This is a genomic window from Micromonospora sp. RTP1Z1, assembly GCF_033804685.1.
Classification (GTDB): domain Bacteria; phylum Actinomycetota; class Actinomycetes; order Mycobacteriales; family Micromonosporaceae; genus Micromonospora.
On sequence record NZ_JAPFQV010000031.1, the window covers coordinates 1 to 17,794 of the forward strand.

Annotated in this window: 13 protein-coding genes; 4 read left to right on the forward strand and 9 right to left on the reverse strand. The window is 74.4% G+C overall.

Annotated elements, in window-relative coordinates; translation table 11 throughout:
- Positions 1–252: 252 nt before the first annotated feature.
- Positions 253–777: a hypothetical protein gene (locus SLP03_RS16890; protein ID WP_319461555.1), complete on the forward strand. Its 525-nt coding sequence runs from the start codon at positions 253–255 to the stop codon at positions 775–777.
- Between the two features lie 30 nt (positions 778–807).
- On the forward strand, positions 808–2,319 hold the full coding sequence (locus tag SLP03_RS16895) for a serine/threonine-protein kinase (protein ID WP_319461556.1): 1,512 nt from the start codon (positions 808–810) through the stop codon (positions 2,317–2,319).
- On the opposite strand, the gene SLP03_RS16900 is transcribed toward SLP03_RS16895, so the two are convergent.
- A complete protein-coding gene (locus tag SLP03_RS16900) occupies positions 2,306–2,632 on the reverse strand; it encodes a hypothetical protein (RefSeq protein WP_319461557.1) in 327 nt (108 codons plus the stop codon). The two genes, SLP03_RS16895 and SLP03_RS16900, sit on opposite strands and share 14 nt — an antisense overlap.
- A 347-nt stretch (positions 2,633–2,979) precedes the next feature.
- Here SLP03_RS16900 and SLP03_RS16905 point away from each other — a divergent pair, with 347 nt between their 5' ends.
- Positions 2,980–4,008 (forward strand): tetratricopeptide repeat protein, encoded by a 1,029-nt coding sequence (locus tag SLP03_RS16905; protein WP_319461558.1) that lies wholly within the window; start codon positions 2,980–2,982, stop codon positions 4,006–4,008.
- 17 nt (positions 4,009–4,025) lie between these two features.
- Here the strand turns inward: SLP03_RS16905 and SLP03_RS16910 are convergent, their stop codons facing one another.
- Positions 4,026–4,988, reverse strand: coding sequence for a hypothetical protein (locus SLP03_RS16910; RefSeq protein ID WP_319461559.1), 963 nt, complete (start codon positions 4,986–4,988; stop codon positions 4,026–4,028).
- Entirely contained in the window at positions 4,985–5,365 is a 381-nt protein-coding gene (locus tag SLP03_RS16915; RefSeq protein ID WP_319461560.1) for a hypothetical protein, read from the reverse strand. Before SLP03_RS16915 ends, SLP03_RS16910 begins: the two co-directional genes overlap by 4 nt.
- 180 nt (positions 5,366–5,545) lie before the next feature.
- Between SLP03_RS16915 and SLP03_RS16920 the strand changes: the two genes are divergently transcribed.
- Positions 5,546–9,325 carry a CHAT domain-containing protein gene (locus SLP03_RS16920; protein WP_319461561.1) on the forward strand — a complete coding sequence of 1,260 codons (3,780 nt, stop codon included), beginning with the start codon at positions 5,546–5,548 and terminating at the stop codon, positions 9,323–9,325.
- Positions 9,326–9,331: 6 nt separating this feature from the next.
- On the opposite strand, the gene SLP03_RS16925 is transcribed toward SLP03_RS16920, so the two are convergent.
- Genes SLP03_RS16925 through SLP03_RS16950 form a run of 6 tightly spaced genes read right to left on the reverse strand, consistent with a single transcriptional unit; the run spans position 9,332 to position 17,770 of the window.
- A complete protein-coding gene (locus SLP03_RS16925; RefSeq protein WP_319461562.1) occupies positions 9,332–10,495 on the reverse strand; it encodes an acyl-CoA dehydrogenase family protein in 1,164 nt (387 codons plus the stop codon).
- Positions 10,492–12,501 carry an acetyl/propionyl/methylcrotonyl-CoA carboxylase subunit alpha gene (locus tag SLP03_RS16930; protein WP_319461563.1) on the reverse strand — a complete coding sequence of 670 codons (2,010 nt, stop codon included), beginning with the start codon at positions 12,499–12,501 and terminating at the stop codon, positions 10,492–10,494. Before SLP03_RS16930 ends, SLP03_RS16925 begins: the two co-directional genes overlap by 4 nt.
- A gap of 7 nt (positions 12,502–12,508) precedes the next feature.
- Positions 12,509–14,110: an acyl-CoA carboxylase subunit beta gene (locus SLP03_RS16935; RefSeq protein WP_319461564.1), complete on the reverse strand. Its 1,602-nt coding sequence runs from the start codon at positions 14,108–14,110 to the stop codon at positions 12,509–12,511.
- Positions 14,107–15,246: an acyl-CoA dehydrogenase family protein gene (locus SLP03_RS16940; RefSeq protein ID WP_319461565.1), complete on the reverse strand. Its 1,140-nt coding sequence runs from the start codon at positions 15,244–15,246 to the stop codon at positions 14,107–14,109. Before SLP03_RS16940 ends, SLP03_RS16935 begins: the two co-directional genes overlap by 4 nt.
- Entirely contained in the window at positions 15,243–16,943 is a 1,701-nt protein-coding gene (locus tag SLP03_RS16945; protein ID WP_319461566.1) for an acyclic terpene utilization AtuA family protein, read from the reverse strand. The genes SLP03_RS16940 and SLP03_RS16945 overlap by 4 nt, the downstream gene beginning before the upstream one ends.
- Positions 16,940–17,770, reverse strand: a complete 831-nt coding sequence (locus SLP03_RS16950) for a TIGR03084 family metal-binding protein (protein ID WP_319461567.1) — start codon at positions 17,768–17,770, stop codon at positions 16,940–16,942. The genes SLP03_RS16945 and SLP03_RS16950 overlap by 4 nt, the downstream gene beginning before the upstream one ends.
- Between the last annotated feature and the right edge of the window lie 24 nt (positions 17,771–17,794).

A 17,794-nucleotide genomic window follows, 5' to 3' on the forward strand; every position in this document is an offset into this window, starting at 1 on the left:
CCAAACAAGGCCTCAGCAAAAAAGAGATCATGCGATGCCTCAAGCGCTACGTCGTCCGCGAGGTCCACACCGCCCTACTCGCCGACTTCACCGCCCTCGACACCCCTTGACATCCATAGGAGCATCCCCACCCCCACCCCCACCCGGCCGTAGTTTTGGCGGTTCCGGGGATGTGAGCGTCGGGGGCGGCGGCTAGCGTGTGTCTGATCGAGGCGGCCGTCCACGGTGGCGGTCGCGGGTGGGGGAGGGAAGATGAGGCTGCCGCGCTCCGGCGCCGGCTGGACGGTGGCCGTCTTCGGCGTCCTCGCGTTGCTGCTGGGTGCGCTCGGGTTGATCTGGCCGGAGACGCAGCTGCGGTTGCTCGGCTTCGAGGTCCCGGCCGCCCGCGCGCCCGGCGACTACACCGGCACGTTCCTCACCGCGTCCTCGATGGCCTCGTTCAACATGGGCGTCTACTACCTGCTCGCCACGGCGACCGAGTGGCGACCGTTCTACCGCTTCACGGTGGTCTTCCGACTGGTCACGTTCACCGTCTTCAGCATCGCGGTGCTCTCCGACGTCGCCCCGGGTCGGTTCTTCGGGGTCGCCGCCTGGGAGGGGCTGGGTGCGGTCGCCACTGCGGTGGGCCTCTGGTGGGACGCCCACCGCGCCGCGCCGGCGGCGGTCGGCTTCGATCCGGTTGAGCCGGCCGGCGCGGCCGACGGCGACGCCCCGGCCGGGGCGTCAGCGGCGGACGATGCCGCAGGTAGCGCGCCCGCGGCTGGTCCGGTCCACTGAGCCGACGGTGGAGACAGGTATTTTCGAGCCGTGACCGACACCCCGCCCGGCGCCCGCCGGCTGCCCATCGTGCCCGGTCTGACCGATCTGGAGGTTTTCGCCCGGGGTGGCTACGCCACCGTCTACCGGGCGACCCAGATCTCGGTGGGGCGCGAGGTCGCGGTCAAGGTGGAGAACCGCACCCTGGACAGCGACCGGGACCAGGCGCGTTTCCTGCGCGAGGCGCGGGCCGCGGGGAAGATGTCGTCCCACCCCCACGTGGTCGATCTCTTCGACGTCGGCGTCACGGTCGACCAGCACCCCTACCTGATCATGGAGCTCTGCGACGGGTCGTACGCCGAGCGGATGCGGACCTCACCGCTGGGCCCGGCGGAGGCGCGCGACGTCGGCGTCAAGATCGCTGACGCGCTCGCCCACTCGCACGCGGCCGGCGTGCTGCACCGGGACGTCAAGCCCGCCAACATCCTCTACTCGCACTTCAACCCGGCGGTGCTCGCCGACTTCGGGCTGGCGGTGCTGGCCGAGGTGCGGGACGCCTCGGTCACCCTGGAGGTGCTCACCCCGGCGTACGCGCCGCCGGAGATGTTCAGCCACAGCCCACCCTCACCGGCGGTCGACGTGTACGCGCTCTGCGCGACCCTCTACGCGGTGATGCACGGCCGGCCGCCGCGCTGGCAGTCCGAGCGCAACCCGAGCCTGGTCACCGTGTTGGAGATGTTTCACCAGCCGGTCCCCGGGCTGCCCGGCGTACCGGAGGAGCTGGTCGACGTGCTGCGGGCCGGGATGGCCAACGACCCGGGGTCGCGCCCGTCCGCCGTCGAGCTGCGCGGGCTGCTCGCCGCGCTGCCGCTCGACCCGGGCGCCACGCCGGTCTCCGGCATCCCGGTCAGCGGCGGCGCCACCGGCCCGTACCCCGTCGGCTGGACGGGGCAGCCGGCCCAGCGCCCGCAGACCGAGGACGCGCACCCGACGGTGCCGTCGTCGGGGCGGCGGTGGCGACGGCGGTGGTTCCTCGGCGGTGCCGGGGTCCTCGCGCTGGGCGCCTCCGCCAGCGCCGGCGCCTGGCTCGCCGGGGGCGCGCCGGCCGTGCTGTCGCCGACGCCCGTGGCCACCGCGGTCAGTTCGCCGGGCAGCGCCGAGGACGTGCTGCCGGGCTGCAGGGTCGGCTCGTCCGGCGTCGCCCTGCCGGCGGGTGCTCGCTGTGCGTCCGGGTTGGAGTGTTTCGGGCCGGTCCGGCTGCGCGGCGCCCGCGCGGAGGCGGCCCGGATCCCATGCGACGGCCGGCACACCTGGGAGACCTACGCCGAGGGTGACCTGCCGGACGCCCTGGTCGGGGCCGGGCATGCGGCGATCAGCGCCGACCCGGTCATCCGCGGCGTCTGCAACGCCCGCACGTTCCGGCTCACCAGCGGTATCCGCTATCAGGCGGGGTGGAACCTGGAGGTGCTGCCGCCGGCCGACGCGGACGGCGACCGCACCTACCGCTGTCTGGCCGGACGCGGCGTGGACGCGCTCGCCGCGCCGGCGTTCAGCGGTCGCTGACCCCGTTCACCGTCCGACTGTCCCGCACCGCGCGCGGGTCCAGCGTCTCGAGCGTGTCCGCGTCCACCCCGTAGCCGGCGGGAAGCGGCTGGCCCGCTGGCGGGTGGGGGGCGGTCGGCCTGGCGTCGCGGCTCTCCCGGGCCGCGGTGACCGCCACGCCCGCCGTCATCGTGAGCAGCACGAGGACCAGCGCCAGCACCACGGCCAGGGTTCCCTCCGGACGCCAGATCAGCATCGTCACCAGCAGGGCGACCGCGGCCAGCGTCGTGGCGGCGGCCCGGAAGCGCGCGTCGGGCTTGGGGAACAACCTCACCCGACAAGCATGGCCCAGGTCATCCGGCTGTCAACCGTGGGACCGGCCGTCGGGTCCCGGGCGGACCGTCCGGTCGCGACACACGGTCTTAAGCAGCGTCGATCATGAAAAATTCGTTACATCAATCGGCAATTTGTCGCTCTCGTGGGTGTTTGGTGGCGCTGCCGGCGAAGGGCGCGCCCTGCACGGGTGACTCGCAGCCGTTCCAGGAGCTGCCGGAGGCCGCCCGGGCGGAGGCGTCGAGGTGCGGCGGACGATCGGGCGCCCGCCGTACCCCGGGCCCGTCGGGGCGGGCCCGGCGACCTGCGAAGGTTTTCAGCTCCGTCCCCGAATGGAACGATGACGCGATGTCAGCGCTGTCGATACCCGACGTGACCTATCTCGGCGGGCATCCACACCGGACGGACGAGACGCCGGCTCTCACCGCCTCCGTCGACCGCTCCGGCATCGTGCTCCGCCGACGGCTGCGCCGGTTCCTGACCGTCCGCTGGCCCGACCTGCGGGGGCTGGAGGTGCGCCGGCCCCACCTGTTCGCCATCATGCTGAGTTCCGTCCCACTGGGCGCCGGCGACGGGGCGACCCTGCACCTGCACCTGGACCACGGGGTGTACCGGTTCCACGTCGGCGGCACCGACGCCGCCGCGCTGCGCGAGCTGCTCGCGTCCTGGGTGGTACGGGAGGCGGGCCCACCCGAACCTCTGTCGGCCATGCCGCCGCCACCCGCGCGGCAGTTCGCCGGTCCGCTCGACGTGGTCCGGACGTCCCTCGACGTCTGGCGCGCGGCCGGCCTCGGTCGGGAGTCGCTGCCCAGCCGCAGCACCCTGGCGTACCGGCTGGACGTCGCCGAGGACCACCGCCGGTGTGGACGCTTCATCGAGGCGATCGCCCTGCTCCAACCCCTCGCCGAGGCCGCGGCGCAGGCGTTCGGCCCGGTCGACGAGGACACGCTGAAGGTCCGGAACGCGCTGGGGCAGGCGTACCTCGCCGCCGGGGACGTCGACGACGGGCTGGACGTGCTGCGGGAGATCGTGGTCACGGCCGAACCCCTGCACGGCACCGACGGCGACCTCACCCTGGTCCTCCGCAACAACCTGGCGGTGGGTTACCAGCAGGCGGGCCAGTACGCGCAGGCCATCGACCTGCACGAGCAGAACGTCCGTCACAGCGAGCGGAACCACGGGCGCGACGACCTCCGGACGGTCGGCCGGCGGAACAACCTGGCCGCGACCCTGGCGTTCGCCGGGTACCGGGAGCGGGCGATCGGCCTGTACTGGGAGGTCCTCGACGCGATGCCGGACGCCGACCGCGACCACAACCTGGCGGTGACCGCGCGACAGAACCTGGCCGTCCTGCACAACCCGTCCTGGAAGCCGTGACGCCCGAGGGCCCGGGTTCACGGGCGCGGCAGCGACCGCGGCGGGTGCGCCGTCGCGGCGGACACCGCCCGCCGGGAGCGCGGCACCAGGTCGTCCTTGCGGACGATCGCGGTGATCTGCTCCCCGATCTCGGCGGTGAGCCGGCCCGGGCAGGGCAGCCCCAACTGGACCGCCAGGTCCCGGCCGTGCAGGTCCACGGCGGCTTCGACCAGGTCGGTGTAGACGCTGACGGCCAGCCGCGCCCGGTACCGGGCGGTGAGCAGGGTCGCGAGGCCGACGACCAGGGCGGGCCACCAGAACGCCCCGAGGGCGGCGTACAGCACGCCCCACCCGGCCAGCCGGGCCGCCGATGCGCACCGGTCCTGGACGGCCGCCAACTCGCCGCGTACCTCGTCGGGGAGGACCAGCCACAGTCGCGGCCACACGGTCGCCAGGTCGACCCGGTAACTCCGGTGCACCCGGACGTCGGCCGCGTGCAGCCGGTCGCCGATCCAGGTGGGGCGTTCCGGCTCGACAAGGCAGATCGCCGCGCGGCGGGCGATGGCCCGGCGGACCAGGGCGCGGAGCGTGGGGTCGGCGGTGTCCACCAGCAGCGCGCGTTCCGTCTCCGCTGCCTCGGCGTCCGCCCGCTCCCACCGGCGACGGCGCCGGTCGGCGAGCCGGCGCAGCACCGGCACGGATCCGCCCAGGCTCCAGGTCCATGCGACGAACACGCCCACCGTGTGGGCGGTGAGCCCCGCCGCCGTCGCGCCGAGCAGGAACGCGGCCACGGCGATCAGCAGCGCGCCGCCGCGCCCACCGGCCGGGATGGCCGTCACCCCGTCCAGCCAGCCCGGCAGGGCCCGGAGGTCGACGGCGTGCTGGTGGCCGAGGACGTGGCCCAGCACCACCGCACCGGCGAACAGCGCCCCCGGCAGCATCAGCGCGACGGTCCACCGGGTCACCAACTGCTTGCCCAGTTCGGCGAGGAACGCGTTCACAACGGGATCCGGGTCTCCGTGAACGGTGCGCCGGTGAGCGCGCACGCGGGCGGGTCGTCCTCGCCGACCGGCACCGCCCGGGGACACGGCCGCGGGCTCGGGCAGGTCCACGCGGTGACCGTCGGATGCCCACCCCCGCCGAGCCACGGCTCGAACCCCCGCACGCCGGTGGTCAGCCCGTCGATGCCGTTGCGGGCGAACGCGGCGTCGAGGCGGTCGAGGTCCTCCACCAGGTGCGTGTCGAGCCGTCCCTGCCCGACCGCGGCGGCGATCCGGTCCACCACCTCGACGACGTCGTACCGCTCGGCGTGTTCCCGGAGCTGCCCGCCGACGGCCTGGCCGCAGAGCCGGCCGACGCGGTGCGCAACGAGTTCCACTGCCGCTCCCAGTGCCTCGGTCGACCTCTCCCGCTGCCACAGTAGCGACCCGGGCACTGTCCTGTCCGGACCTCGTCGTCCCGCTTCCGCCCGCCGTCGTCGGCCGGCAGGATCAGAGGACGCCACGGCGATCGCCGCCCGACACCTCCGCACCGGCCGCAGCGACGGAATGGAGACGTGATGCCGCGATGGACCATCGGCAGTGACCTGCACCGGGTCACCGCCGTGATCGCCGAGTACGAACGCACGGGCAACCCGGGGGTCCTGTGGCACACCGACCTCTCCGCTGAGCAGCGGAGCCTGGCCGGTGCGGTCGGTGACCGCGGAACGGGCCGGCAGGCGGCGCAGGCGCTGGCGCGACTGCACTGGTACCGGTATCTCGACCTCCCCGGGGTCGACGGTCTGCGGGAGCGCCGCGCGGCGGTCGACCTCTTCCGCCGGCTTCACCGCCGGGACCCGGGCCTGGTACCCGAGCCGCTCCGGGACGAGTGCGGCACGACCGACCGGCCCGGCTCACCGGTGCTCTCCGACGTCCTGTTGAGTCAGCAGCAGGCCGATCGGGTCGCGCGTCTCCGGCAGCGGCACCGGGCCGGTTCGGAGAAGGCCCTCCGGATGCTCGTGACGTTGTACCAGGAGTGGCTCTCCCAACTGGCACGGGAACGCGACGAGGCGGCTCGCCTGCTCCGTGCCGCGCTGCTGACCGATCTCGCCGAGGCGCTCGCCGCGCTCGCCGAGGAGACCGGCGACGCGCTGACGCTCGACGACGCGTTGGACACCGCCACGAGGGCGCTGAAGGCCACGTCGGCCGGGGACCCGCACCGGATCCACCGCCTCGGTCGCCGCGGTGGCCTCCTGGAGCACTACTTCGACCGGGGCGCCGGACCCCGGGCCCTGGAGCTGGCCGTCGGCGAGTACCGGCGGGCGGCGCAACTCGGCTGGCAGCGGCACCCCACCGACCCGACCGTGGTGGCGCGGCTCGGCGCGGCGCTGTGCCGGCTGCACGAGATCCCGGAACTGGCCTCGGTCGAGATCCTGCTCGAGGCGACCGGCGCCTGGCGCGACGCGGTCCACGCCGCCGCCTCGGACGAACCCGCGACGGCCTCGGCTCTCCAGCGCCTCAACGAGGTCGCCAACCGGTTGGCGGACACCGTCGGCCTCGACCCGGTACTGGCGATCGTCGCGGCGGCCGACCAGCCCGATCTGCTCGACCAGCTTCTCCGCCGGGCCGAGGAACAGGCCGCCCGGATCACCGTCGACGCCTCGCCGTCGGCGCTGGCCGCGCGGTACGAGTCGGCCGCAGTGCTGGTCGTCGCGGTGCCCGCGTTCCACCCGGCCCGGCCGCAGGCCCTGCTGCTGCTCGGCGGGGCCGAGCGGGATCGCTGGGAGCACGGCGGCGAGCTGAGCGGGGCGGGGCGGGCGGCGACCTGGGCACAGTTGGCCCTGGACGCCACCGGACCTCGGCACCCGTTGCGGCGGGAGGCTCTGAACCTGCTGGCGGGCTCCGCCGCCGACGCGGGACTGCACGGCGGGGCAGCACAACTGGTCGAGGTCGCGCTGTCCGCCGCCCGGGCGGCCCTGGAGCTGACCGAGGAGCAGCCCGAGGAGCAGCCCGACGAGCGCCCGCACCAACTCGTGGTCCTGGCCGGTACGTTGTCCGACGCCGGCTGGCTGACCCGCGATCCCGAGAGCCTGGACGAGGCGCTGCGGCACCAGCGGGAGGCGCTGCGACTCACGCCCCCACGGCACGAGTCGTACGCGTTGCGCCTGATGGGCCTGGCCAGTCTTCTGGTGCGCCGCGACGCGCTGGCACCCGACGACGGGCTCCTCGCCGAGGCGGTGGAGGTCGGCCGCCGCGCGGTCGCCGCTCTGTCCGACGGCGATTCCCGCCGCGTCGGGTTCCTCTACAACCACGCGAGCAGCGTGACCCGGCACGCCGTGCGGCGGAAGGACGAGGCCGCCCTGCTGGAGGCCGAGCGCACCCTCCGGGAGGCCCTGGCGCTGCTGCCACCGGACCATCCGGACCACCCGCGGATCGGCAGCACGATCGCCGACGTGTGGTACCAGCGGTACCGGCTGGGCGGCGACCTCGACGTCCTGTCCGACGCCGTGGACCTGGCCAGGGAGGCGGTCGAGGAAACCCCGACCGACCACCACTGGTGGCCGCTGCGGGCGGGGCTCCTGGCCCGGGCGGCAGCCGAGCTGGCGAGATCGGGAGGACCGGACGCCGACCGGGCGCGCGCCGAAGCCATCGCCACGTACGCCGCGCTGGCCGCCTCGCCGCTGACCGACGCGCAGGACCGGATCGGGGCCGAACGCCAGCAGGCCGGGCTGGCCCGCGAAGCGGCGGACCCGGCCGCCCGACTGGCCGCGCTGGAGCGGGCGGTGCAGCGGATGCCGTCCTCGGTCAGCCGGTCGCTGGCCGGCCGCCGCCGGCTCGGCGCGGTCGCGGAACTGGGCGGGCTGGCCGCGGAGGCCGCCGCGGTGGCGATCGCGGCCGGGGACACCGACGGCGCCGTCGAGCTGCTGGAGCGCGGCCGGGGCCTCCTGTTCCACGAGGCCCTCGGCATCCGCGGCGGCTGGGCGGAGCTGCGGACCACCAGTCCGCAGCTCGCCGCGGAGCTGGACCGGATCGACCGTGAACTGTCCGAGGCGGACGCCTACACGCACGTCCGGAAGTTCATTATCGAGGTGGAGCGCCGGGCGGAGTCCGGCGCGGTCCTGGACAGCGCCACCAGGGAATGGGATCCCCGGCCCGTCTGGGTGGCCCGCACCCGGGAGCTGGCGGTGGACCGGGACCGGGTGATCGCGCGTATCCGCCGGTTGCCCGAGTTCGCCGACTTCCTGCGGCCTCCGTCGCTGCCCCTGCTGCGCGAGCGGCTGGCGGGCATGCCGGTCGTGGTCGTCACCACGCACGGCGACCGGGGTGACGCCCTGATCATCCCGCCGGAACCGGACCGGGGCGTGCAGCTCGTCCGGCTGCCCGAGCTGCGGGAGACCGTCGTCCGGCAGCACGTCCTCCGGTTGTCCGCGGCGGTGTCCGACGCGATGGACCCGGCGGTGCCGTTCGACCGGCGTGCCGCCGCCCAGGAGGACCTGCTGGGCATCCTGGCCTGGCTGTGGGACGCCGTCACCGGGCCGGTGCTCGACCGGATCGCTCCCGGGTCCGGTCCGGCTCCCCGGATCTGGTGGTCGCCGGCCGGCACGCTGGCCCGCCTCCCGCTTCACGCGGCCGGGCACCACCAAGAGCCGGGCCGCCCGCGTACGGTCTTCGACCGGGCCGTGTCGTCGTACACGCCGACCCTCACCGCCCTCGCGCACGCCGCGGCGGACCGTCCGCGTCCACCGGCCACCGCCACGGCCGCCGTCGTCGGCGTGCCGACGGCGGGCGACCTGCCCGCGCTGGCGCAGGTCCGTGCCGAGGTCGACCACGTCGCGCGACTGATCCCGGGTTCCACCGTGCTCGCCGGCACGGCGGTGGAACCGGTCGCGGTCGAGGACGCGTTGCGGGCGCATCCGATCGCCCACTTCGCCTGCCACGGCGACGCCGACGCCAGTATCGACGCCGGGCTGCGCGGTGGCCTGCGCCTCGGCGGAGGTGGCCTGCTCAGCCCGAGCATGGTGGGCTCGTACCACCTGGAGCGGGCGGAGCTGGCCTTCCTCTCCGCGTGCAGCACCGCCGAGACGCACCCGACGTTCACCGACGAGCCGCTGCACTTGGCCGCCGCGTTCCAGCTCGCGGGCTTCCGCGGGGTCGTCGGCACGGCGTGGCGGACCACGGACAGCGCCCGGATCGCCGAGGCGTTCTACGCCGGGCTGACGAACGGCGGCACCGAGCCGCCCGACCCGGCCGCCGCGGCGCGGGTGCTCAACGACACGGTGCGAGCCGTCCGCGACGAGTTCCCCTCGACCCCGACCCGGTGGGCCGGCCACCTCCACGTCGGGCTGAACCGTCCGCTGTGAGAGCCCTCAGTACGACTTGTCCTGGCCGAGGACGTGCTGGGCGACGAAGTTGAGGATCATCTCCCGGCTGACCGGGGCGATCCGGCCGGCGCGGACCGCGCCGAGCAGGGTGGCCACCCCGTACTCGGTGGTCATGCCGGCGCCGCCGAGCGCCTGCACGGCGGTGTCCACGGCGAGCGCGGCGGCCTCGCCGGCGGCGTACTTGGCCATGTTGCCGGCGACGCCGGCCTCCAGGTCGCGCCCGGCGTCGTAGAGGGTGGCCGCCTTGTTGATCATCAGGCGGGTCAGCTCCACCTGCACCGCGGCGTGCGCGAGCGGGTGCGCCACGCCCTGGTGCGAGCCGATGCTCCGGCCGCCCCACACCTTGCGGGTGGCGGTGTAGTCGCTGGCCCGCTCGATGGCGTACCGGCCGGTGCCGGCGCCCATCGCGGCGACGGTGATCCGCTCCGGGTTCAGGCCGGCGAAGAGCGCCGGCAGGCCCGCGTCGAGGGACTCGCCGAGCAGGGCGTCGGCCGGGAGGCGCACGTCGTCCAGGTAGAGCAGGAACTGGTTCTCCGGGGAGAGGATCTCCATGTCCAGCTTGGAGCGGGTGAGCCCCGGGGCGTCGGTCGGCACGATGAACAGCGCCGGCTTGAGCTTGCCGGTCGACGCGTCCTCGGTGCGGGCCACCACCAGCACGTGGTTCGCCTCGTCCACGCCGGAGATGTAGCACTTGCGGCCGGAGAGCAGCCAGTCGTCGCCGTCGCGGCGCGCCACCGTGCCGAGCCGGTGGAAGTTCGAGCCGGCCTCCGGCTCGGTGATCGCGAAGACGATCTTCTGGGAGCCGTCGGCGAGCCCGGGCAGGTGGCGCTTCCGTTGCTCGTCGGTGCCGTGCTTGGCGATCACCGTGGCGGCGATCGCGGGGGAGACCACCAGCAGCAGCAGCGGGCAGCCGGCGGCGGCCAGTTCCTCGCAGACGATGGCCAGCTCGGTGATGCCACCGCCCCCGCCGCCGTACTCGGTGGGGATGTTGACGCCGAGGTAGCCGAGCCGGCCGGCCTCGTTCCACAGCTCGGTGGTGTGCTCGCCGGCCTTCGCCTTCTCGACGAAGTAACCGTGGCCGTACTTGCGACCCAGCGCCCGGACGGCGTCGCGGAGCTGGTCCTGCTCGGGGGTGAGGTCGAAGTTCATCGCGGGTCCTCCTCGGAGTTGACCACGGCCAGCACGGCGCCGGTGTCGACCTGGCCGCCGGCCGGCACCGGCAGCTCGGCGACCACACCGTCGGTCGGGGCGAGCACGGGGTGTTCGAGCTTCATCGCTTCCAGGGTCAGCAGCAGCTCACCGGCGGCGACCCGCTGCCCGACCCCGACGTGCACCCGGGTCACCGCGCCGGGCAGCGGCGCCAGCAGCGACCCGGCCGCCAGCTCCGCGGTGGGCAGCGGGAACCGCGCCAGCTCGGTGAGGCTCGCCGCCCCGTCCGGGCCGTCCACGAAGACCTCCGACCCCACCCGGTGTACGCGGAACGCCCGCCGCACCCCGTCCACGTCGAGCACCACCCGGTCCGGGGCGGCCTCGACCAGCGCCACGGCCGGCGCTGCCCCGGAGGAGAGGTCAGCCGTTCCACCCGGCGTGCTGACTGAAGGATCCGTGGACCATCCCGCCAACGCCCCTGTGCGGTCCAGCCGGTAGCGGACCTCGATCTCGCCGTCCGGGCCGGCGAACCGGGTCACCTGCGGGAAGGCGGGCACGTTCCGCCAACCCGAGGGCAGCCCGGCGAGCACGGTCGCGCCGGCCCGCCGGCCGGCCGCCGAAGCCAGGGCGGCGGCGAGGGCCGCTAGCGGGAGCTGATCGTTCGGCAGCAGCGGAGCGAAGACCTCGCCGTGCCGCTCCAAAAAGCCGGTGTCGACCTCGGCCGCGCCGAACTCGGGGCTGCGGAGCACCCGGACCAGCAGGTCCCGGTTGGTGGCGACGCCGTGGAACTCGGCCCGGGCCAGCGCGCCCGCCAGGGCCCGGGCCGCCTCGGCGCGGGTCGGCGCCCAGGCGACCAGCTTGGCCAGCATCGAGTCGTAGTGCACGCCCACCGCCGAGCCGTCCACCACGCCGGAGTCGAGCCGCAGCCCCTTCGTGGGGGCGAACTCGCCGGTCACCCCGGGAACCGCGAACCGGTGCAGGGTGCCCGTGCCGGGGCGGAAGCCCTGGCCCGGGTCCTCGGCGCAGAGGCGTACCTCGATCGCGTGGCCGTCGGTCGGCGGGGTCGCCGCCGACGGCAGCGGCTCGCCCTCGGCGACCAGCAGTTGCAGCCGGACCAGGTCCCGCCCGGTGACCGCCTCGGTGACCGGGTGTTCCACCTGGAGGCGGGTGTTCATCTCCAGGAAGAAGAACTCCCCGTCCGGCGCGAGCAGGAACTCGACCGTGCCCGCGCCGACATAGCCGACCGCCCGGCCAGCGGCCACCGCCGCCTCGTGCAATCGGGCCCGGACCCCCTCCGGCAGGACCGCCGGGGCCTCCTCGACGATCTTCTGGTGCCGGCGCTGGATCGAGCAGTCCCGCTCGCCCAGAGCCACCACCGTGCCGTGGGTGTCGCCGAAGACCTGCACCTCGACGTGGCGGCCGCACTCGACGTACCGCTCGATGAAGACCGTGCCGTCGCCGAACGCGGCAGCCGCCTCGCGGCGCGCCGAGGCGACGGCCTCGGCCAGGTCGGCGGCGTCCCGAACGACTCGCATGCCACGCCCGCCGCCGCCGGCGGACGCCTTGACCAGCACCGGGAAGTCGGTGATCTGGTCGGGGTCGGTCCAGGTCGGCAGCATCGGCACGCCCGCCTCGGCGAGCAGCGCCTTCGCCTCCATCTTGTCGCCCATCGCGGCGATCGCCTTCGCCGGCGGCCCGACCCAGGTCAGGCCCGCGTCGGTCACCGCCGCGGCGAACTCCGCGTTCTCGGCGAGGAAGCCGTAACCCGGGTGGACGGCGTCCGCGCCGGCCTTCCGGGCCGCGTCCAGAATCAGGTCGATCCGCAGGTACGTCTCGGCCGGCGTGTTCCCCGGCAGGCGTACGGCCTGGTCGGCGTCGGCGACGAAGGGCGCGTCGACGTCGGCGTCGGAGTGCACGGCGACCGTACCGATGCCGAGCGCCCGGCAGGTGGCGAAGACCCGGCGGGCGATCTCGCCCCGGTTCGCGACAAGCAGTTTCCGAATCATGTCCGCCTCATATCCGGAAAACGCCGAAGCCGTCGGCGCCCCTGACCGGTCCGTTGTGGATCGCCGACAGGCAGAGCCCGAGGACGGTACGGGTGTCCCGAGGGTCGATCACCCCGTCGTCGTAGAGCCGGCCGGAGAGGAAGAGCGCCCCGGACTGGGACTCGATCTGCTGCTCGACCAGCATTCGCATCGCGGCGTCGGAGTCCTCGTCGTACTCGCGTCCCCGGGCGGCGGCGGCCTGTCGGGCGACGATCGAGAGCACCCCGGCGAGCTGCGCCGGCCCCATCACCGCCGACTTGGCGTTCGGCCAGGTGAAGAGGAACCTCGGTTCGTACGCCCGGCCGCACATGCCGTAGTTGCCGGCGCCGTAGGAGGCGCCGAGGTTGACCGTCAGGTGCGGCACGGTCGAGTTCGACACCGCGTTGATCATCAGGGCGCCGTGCTTGATGATGCCCCGCTGCTCGTACTCGGTGCCGACCATGTAGCCGGTGGTGTTCTGCAGGAAGACCAGCGGGGTGTCGGCGGCGTTGGCGAGCTGGATGAACTGGGTCGCCTTCTGCGCCTCCTCGCTGAACAGCACCCCCCGGGCGTTGGCGAGCACGCCGACCGGGTAGCCGTGCAGCTCGCCCCAGCCGGTCACCAGCGCGGTGCCGTAGCCCGGCTTGAACTCGTCGAACTCGCTGCCGTCGAGGACCCGGGCGAGGACCTCGCGCGGGTCGAAGGGCACCTTGAGGTCGGCGCTGGCGATGCCGAGCAACTCCTCCGGGTCGTACTTGGGGGGCTGTGGGACCGGGTTGCGCGGGGGCGGCCCCTGCTTGCGCCAGTTGACCCGGCGGACGCACTGCCGGGCCAGCCGGATGCCGTCCCGCTCGTCCTCGGCGAGGAAGTCGGCCAGGCCGGACTTCGTGGCGTGCATGGCCGCGCCGCCCAGCGACTCGTCGTCGGTGACCTCGCCGGTGGCCATCTTCACCAGCGGCGGACCGGCCAGGTACACCTGCGACCGGCCCCGGATCATGATGGTGAAGTCGGACATCCCCGGCACGTACGCGCCGCCGGCGGTGGCGTTGCCGAAGACCACGCTGACCGTGGGGATCTTCGCCGCGGAGAGCCGGGTCAGGTCGCGGAACACCCGGCCGCCGGGAATGAAGATCTCCGCCTGGGTGGGCAGGTCCGCGCCGGCCGACTCGACCAGGTTGACCATCGGCAGCCGGTTGGCGAGGGCGATCTCGCCGGCCCGCCGGGTCTTGGCGAGCGACCAGGGGTTGACCGCGCCGCCGCGTACCGTCGGATCGTTGGCGACCACCAGGCACTCCACGCCCTCGACCACCCCGATGCCGGTCACCACGCTCGCCCCGACCGGGAAGTCGGTACCGTACCCGGCCACCGGGGACAGCTCCAGGAACGGGCTGTCCGGGTCGAGGAGCAGCTCGATCCGCTCCCGGGGAAGCAGCTTGCCGCGCTGGTGGTGCCGGGTCACGTACTTCTCGCCGCCGCCGGCGCGGGCCTGGTCGAGCGCGGCGTCCAGCTCGGCCAGGCGTTCCCGCAGGGACTCCCGGTTGGCCGCGTAGGCCGGCGAGGACGGGTCGAGCGCGCTGTCCAGTATGGTCACAGGCCCATGCCCTTCGCGATGATCTCGTTCATGATCTCGGTGGTGCCGCCGCCGATGCCGAGGATGCGGGCGTCCCGGTAGTGCCGTTCCACCTCGGCGTCGCGCAGGTAGCCGAAGCCGCCGTGCAGTTGCAGGGCCGCGTCGACCACGTGGTCGCAGGCGGCCACCGCGACGTTCTTCGCCATCGCGACCTCGGTCACCACCGGCTCGCCGGCGGCGACCCGGGCGGCCACCTCGTGCACGTACACCCGGGCTGCCTCGGCGCGGGTGTGCAGCTCGGCCAGCCGGTGCCGGACCAGCTGCCGACTGGCCAGCGGCCGGCCGAACGTGGACCGGTCCCGGCACCAGCGGGTGGCGAGTTCCACGCAGCGCTGGGCGGTCGCGTACGCCTGGGTGGCGAGGGAGAGCCGCTCGGCGGCGAAGTGCTGCATGATCGCCAGGAAGCCGGTGTCCTCCGGGCCGATCCGGTTCGTCACCGGGACCCGGACGTCCACGAAGGAGAGTTCGGCGGTGTCGGAGCAGTGCCAGCCCAGCTTCTCCAGCCGCCGCCCGACCGTGAAGCCGGGCCAACCCTTTTCGATCACCAGCAGGCTGAGCTCGCCGCTGCCCGGGAAGTCGGTGCAGACCGCCGTGGTCACGAAGTCGGCCCGGAGCCCGCTGGTGATGTACGTCTTCGAGCCGTTCACCACGTAGTGGTCGCCGTCCCGACGGGCGTGGGTGCGGATCGCGGCGACGTCCGAGCCGCCGTCCGGCTCGGTGATCGCCAGCGCGCCGATCATCGTCCCGGCGAGGGTGGGGCGGACGTATCGGTCGATCAGGTCGACGTTTCCGGAGGCGACCATGTGCGGCAGCGCGATGCCGTGCGTGAAGAGCGCGGCGATCAGGCCGGACGAGCCGCCCGAGCGGATGATCTCCTCGGTGACGACGATCGAGTCGAGCAGGTTGCCGCCGCTGCCACCCACCGACTCGGGGAAGCCGATGCCGAGCAGGCCGAGCTTCGCGGCGGTGGCGTGCAGCTCACGGGGCACCTCGCCGGCCCGTTCCCAGTCGTCCAGGTAGGGCAGCACCTCGCGGGTCACGAAGGTCCGGGTCAGCTCGCGGAGCTGCCGCCGCTCGGGGGTGTCCACGATGGTCATTCTGTCCACCCCTCGGCGGGTAGGTCGACGACGCGGGAGCGGAGCAGTTCGCCGAGCGCCTTGGCCTGCGGGTCGAACCGGGTGGAGGCGGCCACCCCCTGCCCGAGCAGCCCTCGGATCACGAAGTTGACCGCGCGCAGGTTCGGCAGCTCGTACCGCTCGACGGTCGGCGGGGCGGTCTCCGGCAGCAGCTCGGCCAGCCGCTCGACGGTGAGCCAGCCGCGCAGCCAGGCCCAGGTCGCGTCGGTGCGTGCCCAGACGCCCAGGTTCGCGTCGCCGCCCTGGTCTCCGGACCGCGCCCCGACCAGCTCACCCAGCGGCCCCCGCCGGGTCGCCCGTCCGACGGCCGCGTCGGGCACGGCCGCGTCGGGCACGGCCGCGTCGGCGGGCGTGCCGTCCGCCGGTGTCGCGCTCGTTCGGATCGGCGGGGCGATCGGCACCCGCTCACCGCCGGGCAGCACCGCGACGTGCGCGACCGCGTCCTGCGGCACGAGGTCCGTGGTGAAGACGCCGTAGGGGGTGGCCTCGCCGGGCAGGGTGGTCAGCGTGCAGCCCGGGTACGAGGCCAGCGCCAGTTCCACCGCGGCCGCCGAGAAGGCCCGTCCGGCCCGTGCCCGGTCACCGTCGCGGAGATTCACGTGCAGCAGCGCGCTCGCCGCCTCGGTCTCCGTGGCGTCCCGGTGGTCGGTGCGGGCCAGGGTGAACTCCAGCCCCTCCTTGCCGACCGCCTCCTCGAGCTGGCCCCGGACCAGGGCCGCCTTGGCCGGGATGTCGAGCCCGCAGAGCACGAACGTCATCGAGTTGCGGAAGCCGCCGAGGTTGTTGACGCCGACCTTGAGCGTGCCCGGCGGCGGGGTGCCGCGGACGCCGGTGACCCGCACCCGGTCCGGCCCGTCGGCGGTCAGGGTGACCGTGTCGAGCCGGGTCACCACGTCCGGCCCCAGGTACGCCGGGCCGCCCACCTCGTACAACAGCTGAGCGGTGACGGTCTCCACGGTGACCGCGCCGCCGGTGCCGGGATGCTTGGTGAGCACCGAGGAGCCGTCCGGGTGGAGCTCCGCGATCGGGAAGCCGGGGCGGTGCCCGCCGTCGGGCAGCTCGGTGAAGAAGCTGAAGTTGCCGCCGGTGACCTGGGCGCCGCACTCGATCAGGTGCCCGGCCACGGTCGCCCCGGCGAGCGCGTCCAGGTCGTCGCGGCCCCAGCCGAAGCGGGCGATCGCCGGGCCGACCACGAGGGAGGCGTCGGTGACCCGGCCGGTGACCACCACGTGCGCCCCGGCATCCAGGCAGGCGGCGATGCCGAACGCGCCGAGGTACGCGTTCGCGGTGAGCGCGTCCGGACGCGGGATGGTGTCGCCTTCGACGTACCCGATCCGCGCGGTGAGGCCGAGCCGGTCGGCGAGCGAGCCGATCGCGGCGGCCAGGCCGGCGGGGTTGAGGCCACCGGCGTTGGTCACGATCTTCACGCCTCGGTCGAGCGCGGTGCCGAGGCAGCCTTCGAGCTGGCGGAGGAACGTCTTCGCATAGCCGAGGTCGGGGTCGCGCAGCCGGTCCCGGCCGAGGATCAGCATGGTCAGCTCGGCGAGGTAGTCACCGGTGAGCACGTCCAGCTGGCCGCCGTCGAGCATCTCCCGCCAGGCGGTGAACCGGTCGCCGTAGAAGCCCGAGGCGTTCCCGACCCGCAGCACGCCGGTCATGCCGTCGGCCCGCGGCCGGCCCCGGGTGGCCCGGCGAAGGCCTGGGCCACGTCCAGCCACTCGTCGGCGGTCGTACCGGTGGCGACCAGGGACAGGTCGGCGCGGTGCCGGCGCTGGGTGACCAGCAGGCAGAAGTCCAGCGCGGGCCCGGTGACCCGATCGGCGGCGTCCGCCGGCCCGAAGATCCAGGTGTCGCCGTCGGCGTCCTCGCTCCCGACGGCGCGGCCCGCAAGCTCGCTCCTCGCGCTCGCCGGTGCCGTCAGCTCGACCCGCACCGGCGCCGTCGGCACCGCGCGGCCGTGGGCGGCGAAGCCGTGCCCGAGGGTACGGAAGCCGAGGTGGGCGATGTGCCGCAGGCGGGCGGTGGCCGGGCGGGTGACGCCGAGCGTGTCGGCGACGTCCTCGGCGTGCGCCCAGGTCTCCATGATCCTGGCGGTGACCATCGAGGCGGGCGACATCCGGGCGCCGTACCAGGGCAGTTTCTCCCCGGGTGGCACGGCGGCGAGGGCCGTCGCGAGCGCTGCCCGGCCGTCCCGCCACCGGGCCAGCAGCTCGGCGGGCGGGGCGAGGAACGACTCGGCGCCGTCGTCGACCAGCCGGGCCGGGTCGGGCGCGCCGGTGACCGAGGCGAAGAATGCCGCCGGGTCGGTGGCGGCGAGCCGGGCCACGTGGTCGGTCCAGGCCAGGTGGGCGACCTGATGGGCGACCGTCCAGCCGGGGGCCGGGGTCGGTCGCGCCCAGTCCTCCGGTGACAGCGGAGCGACGAGGGCGTCGAGCTGATCGGACTCGGCGGCCAGGTCCGCGAGCAGGGCTGTCAGGTCGACCATGGTGCCTCCGGGCGGGGTGTGCCG

Bases quoted from the DNA above. Each gene is read 5' to 3' on its own strand.
- SLP03_RS16890 (WP_319461555.1), top strand. From the start codon at position 253: ATGAGGCTGCCGCGCTCCGGCGCCGGCTGGACGGTGGCCGTCTTCGGC.
- SLP03_RS16905 (WP_319461558.1), top strand. From the start codon at position 2,980: ATGTCAGCGCTGTCGATACCCGACGTGACCTATCTCGGCGGGCATCCA.
- SLP03_RS16920 (WP_319461561.1), top strand. From the start codon at position 5,546: ATGCCGCGATGGACCATCGGCAGTGACCTGCACCGGGTCACCGCCGTG.
- SLP03_RS16925 (WP_319461562.1), bottom strand. From the start codon at position 10,495: ATGAACTTCGACCTCACCCCCGAGCAGGACCAGCTCCGCGACGCCGTC.
- SLP03_RS16930 (WP_319461563.1), bottom strand. From the start codon at position 12,501: ATGATTCGGAAACTGCTTGTCGCGAACCGGGGCGAGATCGCCCGCCGG.
- SLP03_RS16940 (WP_319461565.1), bottom strand. From the start codon at position 15,246: ATGACCATCGTGGACACCCCCGAGCGGCGGCAGCTCCGCGAGCTGACC.
- SLP03_RS16945 (WP_319461566.1), bottom strand. From the start codon at position 16,943: ATGACCGGCGTGCTGCGGGTCGGGAACGCCTCGGGCTTCTACGGCGAC.
- SLP03_RS16950 (WP_319461567.1), bottom strand. From the start codon at position 17,770: ATGGTCGACCTGACAGCCCTGCTCGCGGACCTGGCCGCCGAGTCCGAT.